Genomic DNA, 16,634 nt, shown 5'->3' with positions numbered 1-16,634 from the left:
AGGGAAGGCCTCAGCCATCAATCTCAGTCCTGTTTGCTCATGAGGATCTTCTTCGCAAACAGCGCCACGCAGCAGACAGCAAAGATGATACCGCACGGATACGTGATGCTCGTTGCCAGCTGGAAGCCCTCTGGCGCTTGCAGGATATACGTGAAAGTGACCGCCGACATGAACGTTGCTGGTACGGCGGGGATCATCCACGCCTTGCTGCCCTTGTGGACGCGGTAGAGATAAGTCGCACCCGTCCAGAGGACAATCATGGCCAGCGTCTGATTCGTCCACGAGAAATAACGCCAAATGATGTTGAAATCCATCTGTGAGAGGATACCGCCGATAGCCAGCAGCGGCACGGCAAACAACAAGCGCTTGAGCGCCTTGGTCTGCTCGACGCCGAACCAGTCAGCCAGCGTCAGGCGCGCACTGCGGAACGCCGTATCACCCGAAGTGATGGGGCAGGCGATGACACCGAGCATTGCCAGCGTCGCACCGATATAGCCGGTCATGCTGCCCGAGCCACCCATGAAGCCGACGCAGATATCATAGACTACCGAGCCAGCGCCGCCAGCAGCCATGGCCTTGGCAAGCCCGCCCGTGCCATCGTAGAACGTGACACCAGCAGCGGCCCAGATCAAAGCGATGATACCCTCGGAGACCATCGCCCCGTAGAATACCGGACGGCCCAGGCGCTCATCGCGGAGGCAGCGGGCCATGATCGGTGACTGCGTGGAATGGAAGCCCGAGACAGCACCACAGGCAACCGTGATGAACATCAGCGGCCAGATCGGCATCGCATCCCCTTTGGGATGCAGATTGGCCAGCTGGAGCTCCGGCATCGTATGCCCGCCGACACCGAAGAGCATGCCGCCCATGATGCCCAGCGCCATGATGATGAGGCAGGCGCCGAACAGCGGATAGAAGCGGGCGATCAGCGCATCGATCGGCAGCAAGGTTGCCAGGAAGTAGTAGAGCAGGACGCAGGGCAGGACAACCGTGACGGCCACACCCGTGAGTTTCGCCAACAAGCCTGCCGGCCCCGTCATGAAGACAGTACCGACGAGTACCAGCAGCACTACGGAGAACACGCGCATGATGAACAGCATCGTGCTACCCATGTGATGGCCGACGACCTCGGAAATACTCTTGCCATCCTCACGCAAGGAAATCATTCCCGAAAGGTAGTCGTGGACGCCACCGGCAAAAATCGTACCGAGGACAATCCAAAGGTATACCGAGGGCCCCCAAAGCGCACCGCCCAAAGCACCGAAGATCGGGCCCAGGCCAGCGATGTTGAGCAGCTGGATCATGAAAACACGCCAGGTCGGCAAGGGGATGTAGTCAACGCCGTCGTTATGGACGAGGGCCGGTGTCGGCTTGTCGGTCGGGCCGAACAAGTTGTCGACTATCTTGCCATAGATGAAATAACCACCGATAAGTGCCAGTAAAGCAATCAGAAATGTAACCATTGAGTGTCCCCCCATTCTAAGATTGAAAATACAACTGAAACGATTGATTGCCTGTAAATTATCTTAGCATAAGTATAGTGAATTGTCTATATATTCCGAACTATATGTGATAAAGTTTTTGTATTATTTTGATAACTCCAAGCTATAAAAAAACCGCAGAACGTCAGCAGCGTTCATGCGGTAGTCTCCGATATCCAGTTTCAGCGCTCATGCAGGATGTAATCGACATCCTCGTCGATTATCTGCAGCATCACATCAGCAAATTCCGGATCGAACTGGCTGCCCCGGCCCTTGGCGATCTGATCGCGCACGACATTCTGCGGCAGCACATCGCGATAACTGCGCTTGGAAGTCATCGCATCATAGGCATCAGCCACAGCGATGATGCGCGCATAGATGGGAATCTCATCGCCCTTCTTGCCATCGGGATAGCCCTTGCCATCGAAGCGTTCATGATGCGAACGCGCACCGATCGTCAGCTCCGGGAACTCTGCGACAAGCTCCAGTATCTCCGAACCGATGACCGTATGCTCCTTGATCTTGTCGTACTCCTCATCTGTCAGCTTGTCGGGCTTGTTGATGATGGCTTCCGGCACGCCGATCTTGCCGATATCATGCAGCAGCCCCATGAAGTAGATCTTCTGCTGCTCCTCTTCATGCCAGCCCAGCTTGTACGCGATGAAACGCGCATAGCGGCCTACGCGCTGCGAATGGCCGCGCGTATAGGCATCCTTGGCATCGATGGTCTTCGCGAGCGCCATGACCGTCTCCTCGAACAGCCGCTGGCTCGATGCCAGACGCTCCTCAGCGAGCCGCGTCTGGCGCCTGACCTCGCTGCGCAGATGACGATGGAGGTACTCAAGCTCCAGTACCTGCTCCACCTTCTTGACGACGATGATGGGCACGAAGGGCTTGCGCACGATATCAAAGGCGCCAGCCATCGTGATTGCAGCCTCAGCCTTCTGGCTCTGATCCGTCGTCATCATGATGACCGGGATTTCCCGCAGCTGCACATCCTCACGCATGCGGCGCAAGAGCTCGAAGCCATCCATATCCGGCAGGTCTGCCGACAACAGCACGAGGTCCGGGCTGGTGTTTCCCATATAGGCCAAGGCCTCACAGCCCGCATTCACGCCCCAAAGCTTCACGCGCAGTGCCAGGATATTCTTCAATTGTTTGCGATCGTTCTCGCTGCCATCCACTACCAGCACCGAGGCTTGCCGCATCAAATCCATTTGCATAAACTCGTATCACCTATAAGCAAAAATTTTTTCTGAAACAAACCCATTCCTTACAATTATCGATACTTTCCTTATTCTATTTTGCCTTGTTTCCTTGAAAAATGCAAGTATTACGTCCTGCAGGCGATCTTTCAGGCAAAGCTTTGCCGGATCTGCCGCTCGATGAGGCCACTGACGGTCCTGGCCAGCTGCCCGATATCCTCGCTGCGGGCAGCATCCTGCCCATATATCGCCTGCACCGCCGCCCCCGTCACTTCCCCGGGCAGGATGCTGTTCACCAGACCGATGAGCTGTACGCCCTGCTGGCGCAGCTGACGGGCAGCAGCCGCCGTATCCTGGATGGCCGCCTCCGCCATATACCGCCTGCCCATGCGCATGCCGTCCCCCGGAAGCCCCAGCTCATCACTCGGATTCGCATCGGTCAGCACCAGCAGCAGCTGCTTGTGCCCGCCTGCGGGACGCAAGAGACGCGCCGCGGCCAGCAAGGCCAGACCATCCCGGTTCCAGCCACGCGCCGCATAGCCGAACACCCCCGCCGCCTCTGGCTCGGCAAAGGACTTGAGCTGACATAGCACCGTGACACCACGCAGGCTGCAAAAGGACAGCACTTGGACAGGGATCCCGCAGGCCAGCAGGCTCTGGGCGATCACATAGGCCTGCGCAGCGATGATGCCCTGCTGGCTCCGCCGCGACTCCGAAGCATCCAGCAGCAAAGTCACTGCGAAGTCAGCCTGCAGGCTGTCCTGCCAGGCGGTAAACACCCGGCTGTCCTGCAGATACGACGCACGCCACACGCGGCCGGCCGCCAGCCTGCCCTTATGGGCGGGCACCGCCAGCGGCTGCCGGTATACCGACAGGCAGTCCTTCAGCCGCGCCTGCAGCTGGCGCATGGCCAGCCGGTACCGCGCCTGCTTTTCCCGCCAGAAGGACCGGTTGGCCACCCGCGCCTTGTCATCGCCGCCCGCAGCATAATAGAGCTGTGCCCGGGCATGGCTGCCCTGGCACAGCTCAGCTTCGATGAGCTGCCGCTGCGCCTCCGTCAGCAGCGGTGCCCCGAACACCTGCCGGATCGCGGCCATAGCTGCATTCCGCCCCGGCAGCAGGTCATAGCTTTCCGTGCCATCACTGCCCATAGCACCGGAGCTGGTGAGACGCTGCCACGCAGGTGGTGCCGGCTCATGTGGCAGCAGCCTCCGCAGCCAGGCATTCAGGCGGCTCCCCAGCGAGATATGCCAGCTGGCTCTGTATCCCGCCGACCAATGGAACACGAAAAAGCGCCGCAGGATATTCTCTGTGCGCGTAATGATTTCCTCAGTTGTAAGTCCAGCCGGATAGTCAAGGGCCGCATACAGGCGCTTGTCCCAAGGGTTGCGGATCCCTGCCGGCTCCCCCAGGATCTCATGGCAGCGTCCCGCTCTGAGCGTGTGGATGACTTCGCGGCGCAGCATGAGGCTCTGCAGCGAGACATCGATATCATCCTGGAGGAACTGCCGCGCATGCTCGCGGCGCAGCTCTGCCAGCACCGGCCGGACTGGCAGCTCCCGCCGGAAGACCGCCTGCTCGATGCCGAGCCAGAGGATATCTGCAAACGTCTCATGCAGCAGCGAGGAATCAAGGGTCCGCACATAGGCCGCCAGCTTCTCCGCATCGTAGTACCGATGGGCAAAGCCCACGATCGAATTGAGATAGATATCTGGCGTCCCATCGCGGTGGAACGCCAGGAAATCAGGCTGGAAGCCATACTCCCCGGCAGCCGTCCAGACGATATTGAGTGCCCGCCGCTGGCGGCTTTCCCTGCTGCCTGTCCGCATAGCCATCCCCGCTTTCAGTCAAAAAGTTCCGCGGATGTCATGCCAGCTGCGATGCGCAGCGCGATGACATCTGCCACGAGTGCACGCTCCTCGGCATCAAAGCATTTGTTCACCAGTCCCATATCCAGTGCCTGCCGCACGGGCAGTCCCAGCTCCACAAGATGCAGGGCATCGAGCAGCCCGCGCAGGTCCACCGCCTTGCTGCTGATTTCCGCCTGCGCGCACTTCTGCTGCAGGTCGAGGAACAGCTGGGCCATCAGCCGGCGGCCAGCTGCCTTCAGCCGGGCAAACTCCGTCCCGATGAGCTGCTCCAGCCCATCGCCATCCAAGAGCGGCAGCTGCAGGACGACAAACCGGGAAGCCAACGCCTCATTCAGTTCCCGCGTCCCTGCATAGCCATGGTTCATCGTCGCCAGGAAACGGGTCGCCGGATGGATGTGCAGGCGGCCGTAACCGGGAACGTCAAGGATGCGCCGGAAATCCAGCAGCGAATGCAGGACTGCCAGCGCTTCATTGCGCGCCATATTGATCTCATCGAGGACGCCGAAGCCACCAGCCTCAGCGCATTCGTATACTGGGCCTGGCCGGAACTCCACCGCCCCTTGGCGGAAGGTATCTGTCCCGAGCAGATACGCCGCGTCCATGTTGATGTGGAACGATACATTCCAATCGGGGCGGCCAAAAATGGCGGCGAGATTTTCCGCCAGAACATTCTTGCCAGTGGCTTTCGGCCCCACCAGCAGCAGGTTCTCTCCTGCCAGCACGGCCGTGATCGCGGCCGTGAGGATCTCCCGCCCATAGTAATGATAGCGCGGGACAACCAGCGGACGCTGCCCCTGCCATGGATATTGCTGGCGATAGCGGTCTACCGCTGCCAGCAGCCGTCCATCCAATCCCTGCCGCTGCAAAAATTCTCTCATGACGATCATCGTCTCCGTTCCCATCAATCGCCCACGGTGATATGGACATCCTTGGCCAGGCCGCTCTCATTGATCGCGCCGGTGATGATCTCGCCAATGATATGGCCCCAGTCGATACCGTTCCCCGTCTGCCGCTGCGGATTGCGGGCCGGCGTCCGGCGCTGCGGCTGAGCCGCCTGCGGATGGGCCTTGTCATCCGCCCGCTGCAGAGCCTGATACATCTCACGGTCCGTATGGTCCGACGCATCCCAGGCCAGCTTGAGCTCCTCATAGGCCTCCTGCCAGCGTCGGCGGTCATAGAATATCAGCCCCCGGTAGTAGTGCGCGCGCCAGACCGGATAGATATTGTCGTTATGGGGGACCCGCTGGGCTTCATTGAAGTCCTCGAGGGCCTTGTTATGCGCGTTGAGCTCATAGTATGCACGCCCGCGCAGATAGTAAGCATACGCCAGTGGGCTGTCCGTCACGGACTTGTCGGCGATGACCTTGGTAAGCTCGCTGACAGCCCGCGTCTGCTCACCGCGCTGGATCATCGCGACGCAACGGTCGAAAACCTGTCCGAGATCGTACTGCGTCTCCAGTTTCGTCCCCAGCCGGTCCTTTTCCGCGCCCCGGGCCTTCTTGTACTTTTCCAGCAGCTCTTCATTCTGCTTCTTCAGTTCATCCCGCTCTTTCTGCAGCTTTTCCAGCTTCGAACGGTTGTCCATCATCGCCTTGAGGTCGATCTTGTCCGTATCCACCTCGGCCGTGATCGTCACCGTATAGCGCCAGACGCCATTCGTGAGATCTGGCTCAGCCTTCTCATCCGTGACCTTGAGTATTGCTCCCGATATGACCTTCACATCGTCCTCGCTGAGCTGCATGTTCTGCGTCTTGGAATAGCTCTCCACATAGACTCCCGCCTTTTCCGTAGCGACGCGCATGGCCTCCTGCCGTGCAGCATCCTTGGCGATCTTGGGCGAGTCATTCTCCCCCATCGTATAGACGCCTGACGCCGTGATGACCTGCGGGGCCGCCTCGCAAGCAGCCACACCTGCCAAGAGCATGACCGCAGCCAGCAAACCAGTAAACAATCTCCCCATATGTACCACCTTTGCTTCTCATTCCCCAGAAATGCGTACTTGTTTATCCTCATGATAAGGAATTTAGTTGACAATGTCATTAATCGCAATTTATATTTCGATTAAATCGCTCTAGGAATATTTCTCCACGTTCCGCCAAAGTCCTGCCTACACAAAAAAGGCCTCCGATTCCTCGGAAGCCTCATGCTCTCAATGGAGCTGATTATAGGACTTGAACCTACGACCTGCTCATTACGAATGAGCTGCTCTACCAACTGAGCTAAATCAGCAAAGAAAAATGGAGCTGATTATAGGACTTGAACCTACGACCTGCTCATTACGAATGAGCTGCTCTACCAACTGAGCTAAATCAGCAATTTGTCAATCACTCTCGTAACTGACAGGATTTATTATAAGCGATGACAGCATTCCTGTCAACACTTATTTTTTATTTCCTTACATCCTTCTGAGACCGAACCAGCCACACGAGCCATCCCAGAAGACCTGGGTCTGGAAATCGACATGGCCATAGCCGTCCGTGCTCGTCACGACGAGCTGCTGGTCGACGATGCGCGAGGACAGCTGATGCCAGCGGTCAACGCGGAAACCGATATTGGCGAAGCTGTTCCAGGATACATAGGTCGTCCACTGGCCCATATGCTTGCCGATGAGCCAATAGCCGCAGTTCTTGCCATGCGCACCACGCGTAGCTATGATTTCAAACAGGCGCTTGCCCGGATCTGCCGTCTCGATTGCCCGCACGCTGAACTCCACTCCCGTATACAGGCCGTCAAAGCTGTTGAAGGACATGTAATCCTTCGTGCCATCGGCACTCATCAGGCGCATGACCTTGCCATCAGCGACAAATTTGATCTTCACGCCATCCTGGTCCGTCGCCGTCACCGTCTTGTCGGCAATCGTCATGCTCTGACTGATTCCCGTGACGACCATCGCATCGGCCTGCCCCTGCGCAAATACCATAGCCGATGCAAAACCAACAGCTGCCAACAATTTACTGATTCGATTCATGATGCATACACTCCTATCTTTGTTTCCATTCCTCTGGAAACTATTCTACCATCCAAAACTAATAATTCAACATTTATCCGTATATTCCTTCTTTCCAGCGATAAGTATGATATGCTACAATGAAGCCAGATATAGCGGACTGCTCCGACAGGCAGAAGGAGGCACACATGCGGGACATACGGCTGCTCCTTATCGAAAATTCCATATTCTTCCGGGACACCTGCGTCGAGGCCCTGCTGCAACGCCTGCCCAAAAGCAGCCTCATCGAACGGGCAGGAGATCCCATCGAAGCCCAGAACAAGCTGTCGCTGTTCCGCCCGTCTGTCATCCTCCTGAATTTTGCCATGGGTGTCATCACTGTCGACGGCAACCAATTCCTGCCGCTTCTTTCCAGCCAGCACCCAGAGCTCCCCATCATCACCTATGGACTCCTGAGCACCAGCCGCCGCACTGCCTTGGGCTGCGGCGCCCGTGCGCACGTCCAGAAGCCCGGCCCCGCAGCGGCCATGGCTGGCTTTTTTGATGAGTTGGCACAGCTCGTGCTCGCCCATGCGCCAAGCGCTGCCGATGACAGCAAAGCGGATAGCAGCGGGGTCGGCCCCGGTGCTGTGGTCACGCGGGAAATCTGGACGGCCACCATGCCCAGCAAGGGTTGGCTGCCCCTATCGCCAGCTGCCCAGCAGGCGATGCACGCCAAGGCAGAGCCCACGCCGCCTCCCGCGCCACTGCCACCAGCCCCGCCTGCACAGCCAGCTCCCACGGAGCCTGCGGCTGCAGAGCCACCGCCGAAGGCGGCACCAGTGCCGCCTTCGGCGGCCGCCCTTCCCCACGGACAGATCCAGCTGATTGCCATCGGCTCCTCCACAGGGGGAACCGAGGCCCTGTCGGCCATCCTCACGCAGCTGCGGCCGCCGCTGCCGGGCATCGTCATCGTCCAGCATATCCCGCCGATGTTCTCCCGGCTGCTGGCCGAACGGCTCAACACCGAATGCGTGCTGGCCATCAAGGAGGGAGCGACCGGCGATATTGTCCGTCCCGGCCACGTCTACATCGCACCGGGCAACAAGCATATGACCGTCCACCGGCAGGGTTCCCTGCTGGTTCTCGACTGCCGTCCTGGCGAGCCCGTACATAGCTGCTGCCCATCCGTCGACGTATTGTTCGACTCAGTCGCCAGCGAGGTCGGCAACCACGCACTAGGGGTCATCCTGACAGGCATGGGCAAGGACGGTGCTGCAGGGCTCCTGCGCATGCGCAAGCAGGGTTCACCTACCCTCGGCCAGGACGAAGCCAGCAGCATCGTCTACGGCATGCCCAAGGCTGCCTACGACTGCGGTGCCGTCGAGCGGCAGCTGCCGCTTGCCAGTATGCCAGCGGCCATCACCCAGATAGCACGTACTTGAATAAGAAACAAATAACCGGGGTTGTGATTTCTCACAACCCCGGTTTTCGTTCTATCAGCTGCCACAGATCAGATCTTGAACTTGCCGATAGCCGTCTGCATATCGGCCGCCATCTTGGCCAGAGCCTGCGAAGCTGCTGCGATTTCCTCATTGGACGCCGACTGCTCCTCGGTGGCTGCCGAGATGCTCGACGTGCTGTCTGCCGTCTTGCGGCTGATGGTATCGATCGAATCCACCGCCTCGACGATATGGCCGGCCCCCTCGGTCACCGTGCGCACCGAGGCATTGATCTCCTCCATCTGCGTGTTGATGCCATTGACCATCGACAGGATATCGGCGAACTGCGCGCCAACCTCACGGATAGCCGCTGTGCCGGACTTGACCTCATCCGTCCCCGCCTCCATCGACTCGACGGCCTCAGCCGTATCCTTCTGGATCGATGCGATGCGCTCCTTGATCTGCTCGGCCGACTCCTGCGACTCAGCGGCAAGCTTGCGGACTTCCTCAGCTACCACGGCAAAACCGCGGCCGTGCTCGCCGGCACGTGCTGCCTCAATGGCCGCATTGAGCGCCAGCAGGTTCGTCTGCTCAGCGATCGACGAGATTGCCTCGACAATCTGGCCAATCTTCTGGCTGTTCTCACCGAGTTTCTTGACGACCTCCGCCGAAGACATGACACTCGTCTCGATATGGCCCATGCGCGAGACAGCCTGCTCCATGAGCGTCGAGCCCTTCTGGGCCGCATCCGCCGTCTGCGTCGACGTATTCGAGACCACGCGGGCCTTGTCGGCCATGGCCGTGATATCCGTGAACACTGTATCGACATTCTTCTTGGCCGCATCGATATCCTTGAGCTGCTCCTCCATGCCTTGCGACACATCGCCGACCGTCTCCGCCACATGCACGGACGCTTCAGCCGACTGCTGCGCATTGGCCGTGAGCTCCTCGGACGAAGCCGCTACCTGCTCCGACGTCGACGCCATCTGCGAGATCAGCTTGCGCAGATTGCCGCTCATCGTATTGAAGGCCTGCGTCAAGGCACCGATCTCATCCGCCGATTCCACAGGCAGGTCATCCATGTGCAGATTGCCATTCGCCAGCTGGGTAGCGTGTTCCTCGAGGCCGGAGATCGGCGTCGTGATGCGGTTTGCAAAGGTCAGGAACACGAACATCGTGAGCAGCAGGCCCACCACGGTCAGCACGCCGTAGATGATCTTCATATGGTTGAGTGACGCGAATACAAAGGACTTCGGCACGGCAATCGCCATGACCCATCCAGTCGTCGGTACCGTCCGGTAGGCAAAGAGCTGCGTCTCACCGTTCCACTCCAGCTCGAAATACCCCTTGTCATTCTGGATCATTTCCTCGAAATGCTTGCCAACACCATCGACTTCTTTGACGTTCTTCATCGCCTCGCCGATGCCGGTCGTAGCCAGGATGTTGCCCGAGCGCTCCATGATGAGGCCGATGCCCTGACCGTGGTATTTCATCTCCTCAGCCTGTTTATCGAGCACGTCCAGTGCGATATCCGTGCAGGTCGCACCGATGAACTGACCTTCATTCTTGATCGGCGTCGCCACCGATACGACGAGCTTGCCCGTGCTGGCAGCTACATACGCCTCCGTGAACACCGTCTTGCCGGCGGCCTTGGCCTCTTTATACCAAGGGCGCTGCGTCGGATCTTTCTTGCCCGTCTCATCCGGCGAATAGAACACGCCGAAATAGCCATCCTCCAGGCCGATGGACATCTCCAGGATCTCCTTGTCCGAAACGATCGTGCCCATCGTTGCCTTCGTCTTGATGCGGCTCATGTCACCCTTCATCTCAGAGGCCGTGTTGGCGGTACTGACATCCACCGCTTTCTTCTCGCGCAGCCAGCCATCCAGGTTGGCGGCATCACGGGCTACCGTTGCCCGCAGCTCTGTCTCGACACTCTCCTGCAGATTCGAACTGGCCATGTAATAGCCGATGATTGACATGACCGCCATCAACAGGCCCACCACGCCCGCCAATGCCAGGAATTTCTGTTTCAATCCCATGATGATACCTCTTTCCTTTTTTCCCAAAAACATCACACTACATCAATTAATTTATTCGCCATTTCCCAGCAGATTCCTGCAAAAAAACTGCCACTTCGCCAAGAAGTGACAGTCTTTTTTATGCAATATGTTTCTTTTCGCGGTAGAGATACCCCAGCCAGAGGGCCAGCAGCCACACGGGCAGCAGGTAGACGGCCAGTGCCATATCAGGGATCTGCAGCATGAAATACCAGACCCCCACCAGGAAGGCGATGCAAACATAGTTGATGGCCGGATAGAACGGCGAGCGGAATTTCGCCGCTTTCCCCTGCGCCTGGCAATGGCGGCGGAACTTCAGATGCGTGATCGTGATCGTCATCCAGCTGATGGTCGCCGCGATTGTCGCGATCGACATCAGATACATGAAGACCTTGCCCGGAAAGAAGTAATTGAGGGCCACGCAGATCAGCGTGATGCCCGACGAGACGAAGATGCCTTTGACCGGCACGCCGCGCCCCGACAACTGTGCGAGGAACTCCGGTGCCTCATCCTTGCTCGCCAGGCCATAGAGCATGCGGCTGTTACTGTAGATAGCCGAGTTGTAGACCGACACCGCTGCCGTGAGCACGACGAAGTTCAGGATGTGCGCCGCAGCGGGCACGCCAACATGGGAGAAGATCTGCACAAAGGGGCTCGCCTCGGCCCCGACCTTGTTCCAGGGCCAGAGCGCCATAAGCACAGCCATCGTGCCGACATAGAACAGCAGGATGCGCCAGATTACCTGGTTGATGGCGCGCGGGATGGATTTCTCCGGTTCCTCAGCCTCGCCAGCTGTGATGCCGATAAGCTCGATGCCGCCAAAAGAGAACATGACAACCGCCGTCGCCAGCGCCAGCCCCCACCAGCCATTCGGCAGGAACCCGCCATTGACCCAGATGTTGCTGAAGTTATCGGGGAAACTCTGCGGCCCGCTCAGGAGCAGGTACAATCCAAGCACGATCATCAAGACAATGGCTGCGATCTTGATGAGCGCCATCCAGAACTCGAACTCGCCGTAGATGGTGACATTGATGAGATTAATGGCCGTGATGACAACCAGGCAGATAAGTGCCGCAATCCACTGCGGCAGGTCCGGATACCAGAACTGCATGTAGATGCCGACCGCCGTAAGCTCAGCCATCGATACCAGCACATAGTTGAACCAGTAATTCCAGCCGGACAGGAACCCTGGAAACTTGCCCCAATACTTTGTCGCATAGTAGCTGAACGACCCCGATACCGGCTCATCCACTGCCATCTCGCCGAGCATGCGCATGATGAAGAATATCACGATGCCGCCCAGAAGATACGCCAGCATGACCGCCGGGCCAGCCAGTGCTATCGTAGACGTCGAGCCATAGAACAATCCCGTGCCGATAGCGCCGCCGAGCGCTATCATCTGCAGATGCCGGTTCTTCAGCCCGCGTTTCATTTTCGTCGGTTTACCCATAGATTCATCTCCAATCCAAAGAATACCTGCCTATTATACCACCTCGCACCATCATGCTACAACATTACACTCTTGAAAATATAAAACGCCATATCTATCTCTACCGATAAAGATATGGCGTCTTTCCTGCTGCGAAATATCCTTTTAATAACGCTGCCGATCTTTAAGCGCACGTTCTACGTCACGCTTGGCCGCTTTTGCCTGCAGATCCTGGCGCTTATCATAGTTATGCTTGCCGCTGGCCAACGCGAGTTCCAGCTTCGCGCGGCCATGCTTGAAGTAGACCTTGAGCGGCACGAGGGTGAAGCCCTTCTCGCGTGTCTTGCTGAACAGCTTGATGATCTCCGCCTTGTGCATCAAGAGCTTGCGCGTGCGCAGCGGATCGTGATTGAAGATATTCCCCTGCTCATACGGGCTGATATGCATATGCTCGACGAAAACCTCGCCATTCTTGATGACAGCATAGCTGTCCTTGAGATTGGCCTTGCCGGCCCGCAGGGATTTGACCTCCGTCCCCTGCAGAGCCAGTCCTGCCTCAAAAGTTTCATGAATGAAAAAATCATGACGTGCCTTGCGGTTTTCGCAGGCAATCTTGATGGCAATGTTTTTCTTACCCAATAATGTTCACCTCACTGCCTTCAGTGGGAATAATTATTTACTGTTGGCCGTGCCGCCTTCCGTCTTGCGATACGGTCGCGGACGCCGCTTCGGAGCCTTCTTCGCCTTTTCCTTCTCCTGGCGGGCCTCCTCGCGCAGCTTGCGCTCATGATACCCCGGCGGATCCGGCCAGACTGCACTGTTGAGCCCCGTCACATAGACGCGATGATAGTCGCCCTCTTTGCCGCCACGGCGCTCCTCACGGTTGCGGGAACGGTCGCTGCCGCCCTTTTCCTGGGGCTTGGCCTCCTTATCCGCACGCTTGCGGCTGCCCTTCTGCGGCTGTGCCTGCTCCTGTTTCGGCAGCTTCTCGCCCGAAGCACCGCGCTTCTTGCCACGGCCGCCGCGCGAGCGTTTCTTCTTGGGCTTCTCCTCGCCGTCCACCGCATAGAGCTGCTCGACGACGATCTCGTCAGGGCTCATGGTAGCCTTTTTCGGCTTGCGCTCTCCGCGGCCTTTTTCCTTCTTGTCCTTGCCGCCTTTCTTCTCGCCTTTGCCCGCTTTGCCGGACTTGCCCTTGCCGCCACTGCGGCCGCCACGGACGGCGTTCTTCATGGCCTCCGGGTCATAGGCACCATTGTCCTTGAGCACGAAGTCGAGATTGCGCTCCTCGACGCTCGCGCGCACCAGCAATACCTCGACCTCGTCGCCCAGGCGGTATTTGGCCTGTGTGCGCTCGCCGACCATCGCGAACTGCTCCTCGACATACTCGTAGTAGTCATTGACCATCGTCGAGACATGGACAAGGCCCTCGACGCCATTGTCGAGCTCGACGAAGATGCCGAAAGCCGTGACGCCGCTGATGACGCCGGAGAATTCCTCACCGACGAACTGCGCCATGTACTCGATCTTCTTCATATCGGTCGTCTCGCGCTCGGCCTCGATGGCGATGCGCTCGCGCTGCGATGCATGGTCAGCCGTCTCTGGCAGCATCGTCTTGAGCTTGGCCTGCCGCTCTGCAGGCAGCGTCCCCGTCGCGAAAGTCTCGCGCAGCAGGCGATGGACGATGAGATCCGGATAGCGGCGGATCGGCGACGTGAAATGCGTGTAGTAACGGGCCGCCAAGCCAAAATGCCCAAGGCTGAGCTCGGAATAACGGGCCTGCTGCATCGAGCGCAGCGCCACGGTGCTGATGATGCGCTCCTCGGGACGGCCTTCGACCTTCTCGAGTACCTTCTGGACATCCATGGGCTGGATCTGTCCCGCCTCGTCCTGACGGACAAACAAGCCGAAGGCACCAAGCAGATTGTTGAGGCGCTCGATCTTCTCCGTCGTCGGCTGCTCATGCACGCGGTACATGAAGGGCAGATGTTTCGTATCCATATGACGGGCCACCGTCTCGTTGGCCGCCAGCATGCACTCCTCGATGATGGATTCGGCCAGCGAGCCCTCGCGCTTGATCAGCGCGATCGGATGCCCCTTCTCGTCAAGCTTGACCTTGACCTCCGGCAGGTCGAAGTCGATCGACCCGCGGCGATGGCGCTTCGCCTTGAGCACACCGCGCAGCTCCGCCAGCGTCTCCAGCATCGTGCCGATATCATGGTTGTCCGACAGGAACGGCTCCTCCTTGTCGACCAGCACCTTGTTGACGATATTGTACGTCAAACGGCGGTATACATGGATGACCGCCGGCAGGATCTCATAGCTCGTGATCTCGCCTTCCGGAGAGATCTGCATCTCGCAAGCCATCGCCAGGCGGTCGACGCCCGCATTGAGGCTGCAGATGCCGTTCGAGAGTTCCTTCGGCAGCATCGGGATGACACGGTCGACCAGATAGACGCTCGTACCGCGCGCATAGGCCTCGCGGTCCAGCGGCTGGTTCTCCCGGACATACCAGCTGACATCGGCGATATAGACGCCGAGGAAGAACGAGCCATCCTCATTCTTGCGTGCAAAGACACCGTCATCAAGATCCTTGGAGTCCTCGCCATCCACCGTCACGATGGGCAGATTGCGGCGGTCAGCGCGGCCACGGTATTCCTCTGGCGACGGCTCCTGCTCCACCGCATCGGCAGCTGCCTGCACATCCTCGGGGAATGTCTCCGACAGCTCATACTGGCGCATGACCGCCAGCACATCGACACCAGGATCGCCGACCTTGCCGAGTACCTCGATGACATCGCCCTCGGCGTTGCGGCGGCCATCCGGCCACTTCGTGATCTTGACGACAACCTTGCTGCCGGTCTTCGCGCCATGAAAGAATTTCTTCGGCACAAAAATATCCTGGGTGAGCTTCGTATTATCCGGCGTCACAAAACCAAAGGTCTTGCTGCTCTCAAAGGTACCGACAATCTTCTCATTGGCCCGCTCCAGGATGCGGATGATCTCGCCCTCGCGCGAACGTCCCGGCTCCTCCGACGGCGTGACACGCGCCACGACGCGGTCACCGTGCATAGCCGAGCCGATACCCGGGCCCGGCACGAATACATCCGTCTCCTCCTCCGACTCACGCACATCAGGGATGATGAAGCCAAAGCCCTTGGCCGTCATCGAAATGCGGCCTACCACCAAATGCATGCGGCTCGGCACACCGTAGAGGTCGCTGCGGTTCCGGATGATCGCCCCCTCCTGTTCGAGCTCCTCGAGGGCCTGCGGGAATTCCACCTGCTCGTCCAGCGTCAGTCCCATTTCCTCGGCCAGATCCTCTACCAACAGTGGCTTGTAGGCCGCTTCACGCATATACGCGACAATTCGTTCTTTCAAATCCATAAAGTTTCTTTTTCTCCCTTTTCCTGAAAGAGCACACCTGCCCTTTCCACTCGTTTCTCCTGCCAGCGCCACTTACGCGTCAGGCGCCTGCAGGAAGGCCGCAGCCTCAGCAAATACTTTCTCGCGTTCCGCTGCCACAGGCAGCAGATGGCCGGACTCCTCCAGCCAGCATATCCGGCGGATATGGCTTTGCACATGATCATAGATATACTCGGCACTGACAGGCGCCGCCGTATGGTCATCCCGGCTGTGCATGATGAGTACCGGTACCGTGACCTTGTCGATGCAGCCCTTCGTCTTCTCGATGACATCGACGAGCTCATGGACGCCGATAAGCGGCATCTTGCGGTACGTGTTGTTGACCGCCTCCGGCACTCCCTTGAGACGGCGGCGGGCCTTCGGGACGAACTGGTTATTGCAGACCTCGCGCGGCGGCAGGAACTTGATGCCGCGTTCCTCCGCGATCTGGATAGGCGCTGCCAGCGTGACCACCTTGCCGATCTTTTCCTCCGACGACAGCAGCAGCGCAAACAGCCCGCCCATCGAATGGCCTATGACATCGACGGTATCGCAGAAGCCCGACAGCAACGCATAGCCATCGCGGACAGAGTCCATCCAGTCCTCCCAGGTCATGTGGCTCATATCCTCAACCGTTGTCCCGTGCCCGGCCAGCCGGACCCCAAGCACCGAAAAACCGCGCGCATGCAGGTACTGCCCCATGAGCAGCAGCTCCGCCGGCAGTCCCGTGAACCCATGAATGAGCAGCACCCCTTCCCTGCCGCCCGGCAGGAAAAACGGCTCTGCACCAGGTAAAATCATCCTCTTGCCTCCTC

The 16,634-nt window shown here is 58.7% G+C and carries 12 protein-coding genes and 2 tRNA genes; 1 reads left to right on the top strand and 13 read right to left on the bottom strand.

The window, feature by feature from the left end:
- Window positions 1–23: 23 nt before the first annotated feature.
- The 8 genes from FZ041_RS09060 to FZ041_RS09025 form a co-directional block, all read right to left on the bottom strand.
- Window positions 24–1,463: a carbon starvation CstA family protein gene (locus FZ041_RS09060; RefSeq protein WP_075444675.1), complete on the bottom strand. Its 1,440-nt coding sequence runs from the start codon at window positions 1,461–1,463 to the stop codon at window positions 24–26.
- A gap of 200 nt (window positions 1,464–1,663) precedes the next feature.
- Complete coding sequence (locus tag FZ041_RS09055) at window positions 1,664–2,704, bottom strand: HD domain-containing phosphohydrolase (protein ID WP_255449325.1); 1,041 nt, start codon at window positions 2,702–2,704, stop codon at window positions 1,664–1,666.
- Between the two features lie 131 nt (window positions 2,705–2,835).
- Window positions 2,836–4,515, bottom strand: coding sequence for a hypothetical protein (locus FZ041_RS09050; RefSeq protein ID WP_187626351.1), 1,680 nt, complete (start codon window positions 4,513–4,515; stop codon window positions 2,836–2,838).
- 14 nt (window positions 4,516–4,529) lie between these two features.
- Entirely contained in the window at window positions 4,530–5,435 is a 906-nt protein-coding gene (locus FZ041_RS09045) for an AAA family ATPase (RefSeq protein WP_255449324.1), read from the bottom strand.
- 23 nt (window positions 5,436–5,458) lie between these two features.
- Complete coding sequence (locus FZ041_RS09040; protein ID WP_075444672.1) at window positions 5,459–6,517, bottom strand: tetratricopeptide repeat protein; 1,059 nt, start codon at window positions 6,515–6,517, stop codon at window positions 5,459–5,461.
- A 193-nt stretch (window positions 6,518–6,710) separates the two neighbouring features.
- Window positions 6,711–6,786 (bottom strand) — tRNA-Thr (locus FZ041_RS09035).
- A gap of 9 nt (window positions 6,787–6,795) precedes the next feature.
- Window positions 6,796–6,871: transfer RNA gene (locus tag FZ041_RS09030), tRNA-Thr, on the bottom strand.
- Window positions 6,872–6,952: 81 nt separating this feature from the next.
- Window positions 6,953–7,525: a hypothetical protein gene (locus FZ041_RS09025; RefSeq protein WP_075444671.1), complete on the bottom strand. Its 573-nt coding sequence runs from the start codon at window positions 7,523–7,525 to the stop codon at window positions 6,953–6,955.
- 167 nt (window positions 7,526–7,692) lie between these two features.
- Between FZ041_RS09025 and FZ041_RS14565 the strand changes: the two genes are divergently transcribed.
- A complete protein-coding gene (locus FZ041_RS14565; protein ID WP_222931149.1) occupies window positions 7,693–8,928 on the top strand; it encodes a chemotaxis protein CheB in 1,236 nt (411 codons plus the stop codon).
- A gap of 68 nt (window positions 8,929–8,996) precedes the next feature.
- Here the strand turns inward: FZ041_RS14565 and FZ041_RS09015 are convergent, their stop codons facing one another.
- The 5 genes from FZ041_RS09015 to FZ041_RS08995 form a co-directional block, all read right to left on the bottom strand.
- Complete coding sequence (locus FZ041_RS09015) at window positions 8,997–10,967, bottom strand: methyl-accepting chemotaxis protein (RefSeq protein WP_149189321.1); 1,971 nt, start codon at window positions 10,965–10,967, stop codon at window positions 8,997–8,999.
- Window positions 10,968–11,085: 118 nt separating this feature from the next.
- Window positions 11,086–12,435: an amino acid permease gene (locus tag FZ041_RS09010; RefSeq protein ID WP_149189320.1), complete on the bottom strand. Its 1,350-nt coding sequence runs from the start codon at window positions 12,433–12,435 to the stop codon at window positions 11,086–11,088.
- A 144-nt stretch (window positions 12,436–12,579) separates the two neighbouring features.
- A complete protein-coding gene (smpB, locus tag FZ041_RS09005) occupies window positions 12,580–13,053 on the bottom strand; it encodes an SsrA-binding protein SmpB (RefSeq protein ID WP_075429865.1) in 474 nt (157 codons plus the stop codon).
- Between the two features lie 33 nt (window positions 13,054–13,086).
- On the bottom strand, window positions 13,087–15,801 hold the full coding sequence (gene rnr, locus FZ041_RS09000) for a ribonuclease R (RefSeq protein ID WP_149189319.1): 2,715 nt from the start codon (window positions 15,799–15,801) through the stop codon (window positions 13,087–13,089).
- A gap of 72 nt (window positions 15,802–15,873) precedes the next feature.
- On the bottom strand, window positions 15,874–16,620 hold the full coding sequence (locus FZ041_RS08995; protein WP_075444665.1) for an alpha/beta hydrolase: 747 nt from the start codon (window positions 16,618–16,620) through the stop codon (window positions 15,874–15,876).
- Between the last annotated feature and the right edge of the window lie 14 nt (window positions 16,621–16,634).

Source organism: Pseudoselenomonas caprae, from assembly GCF_008271345.1.
Taxonomy (GTDB): domain Bacteria; phylum Bacillota; class Negativicutes; order Selenomonadales; family Selenomonadaceae; genus Selenomonas_A; species Selenomonas_A caprae.
This window is presented reverse-complemented; position numbering and strand designations above follow the sequence as displayed.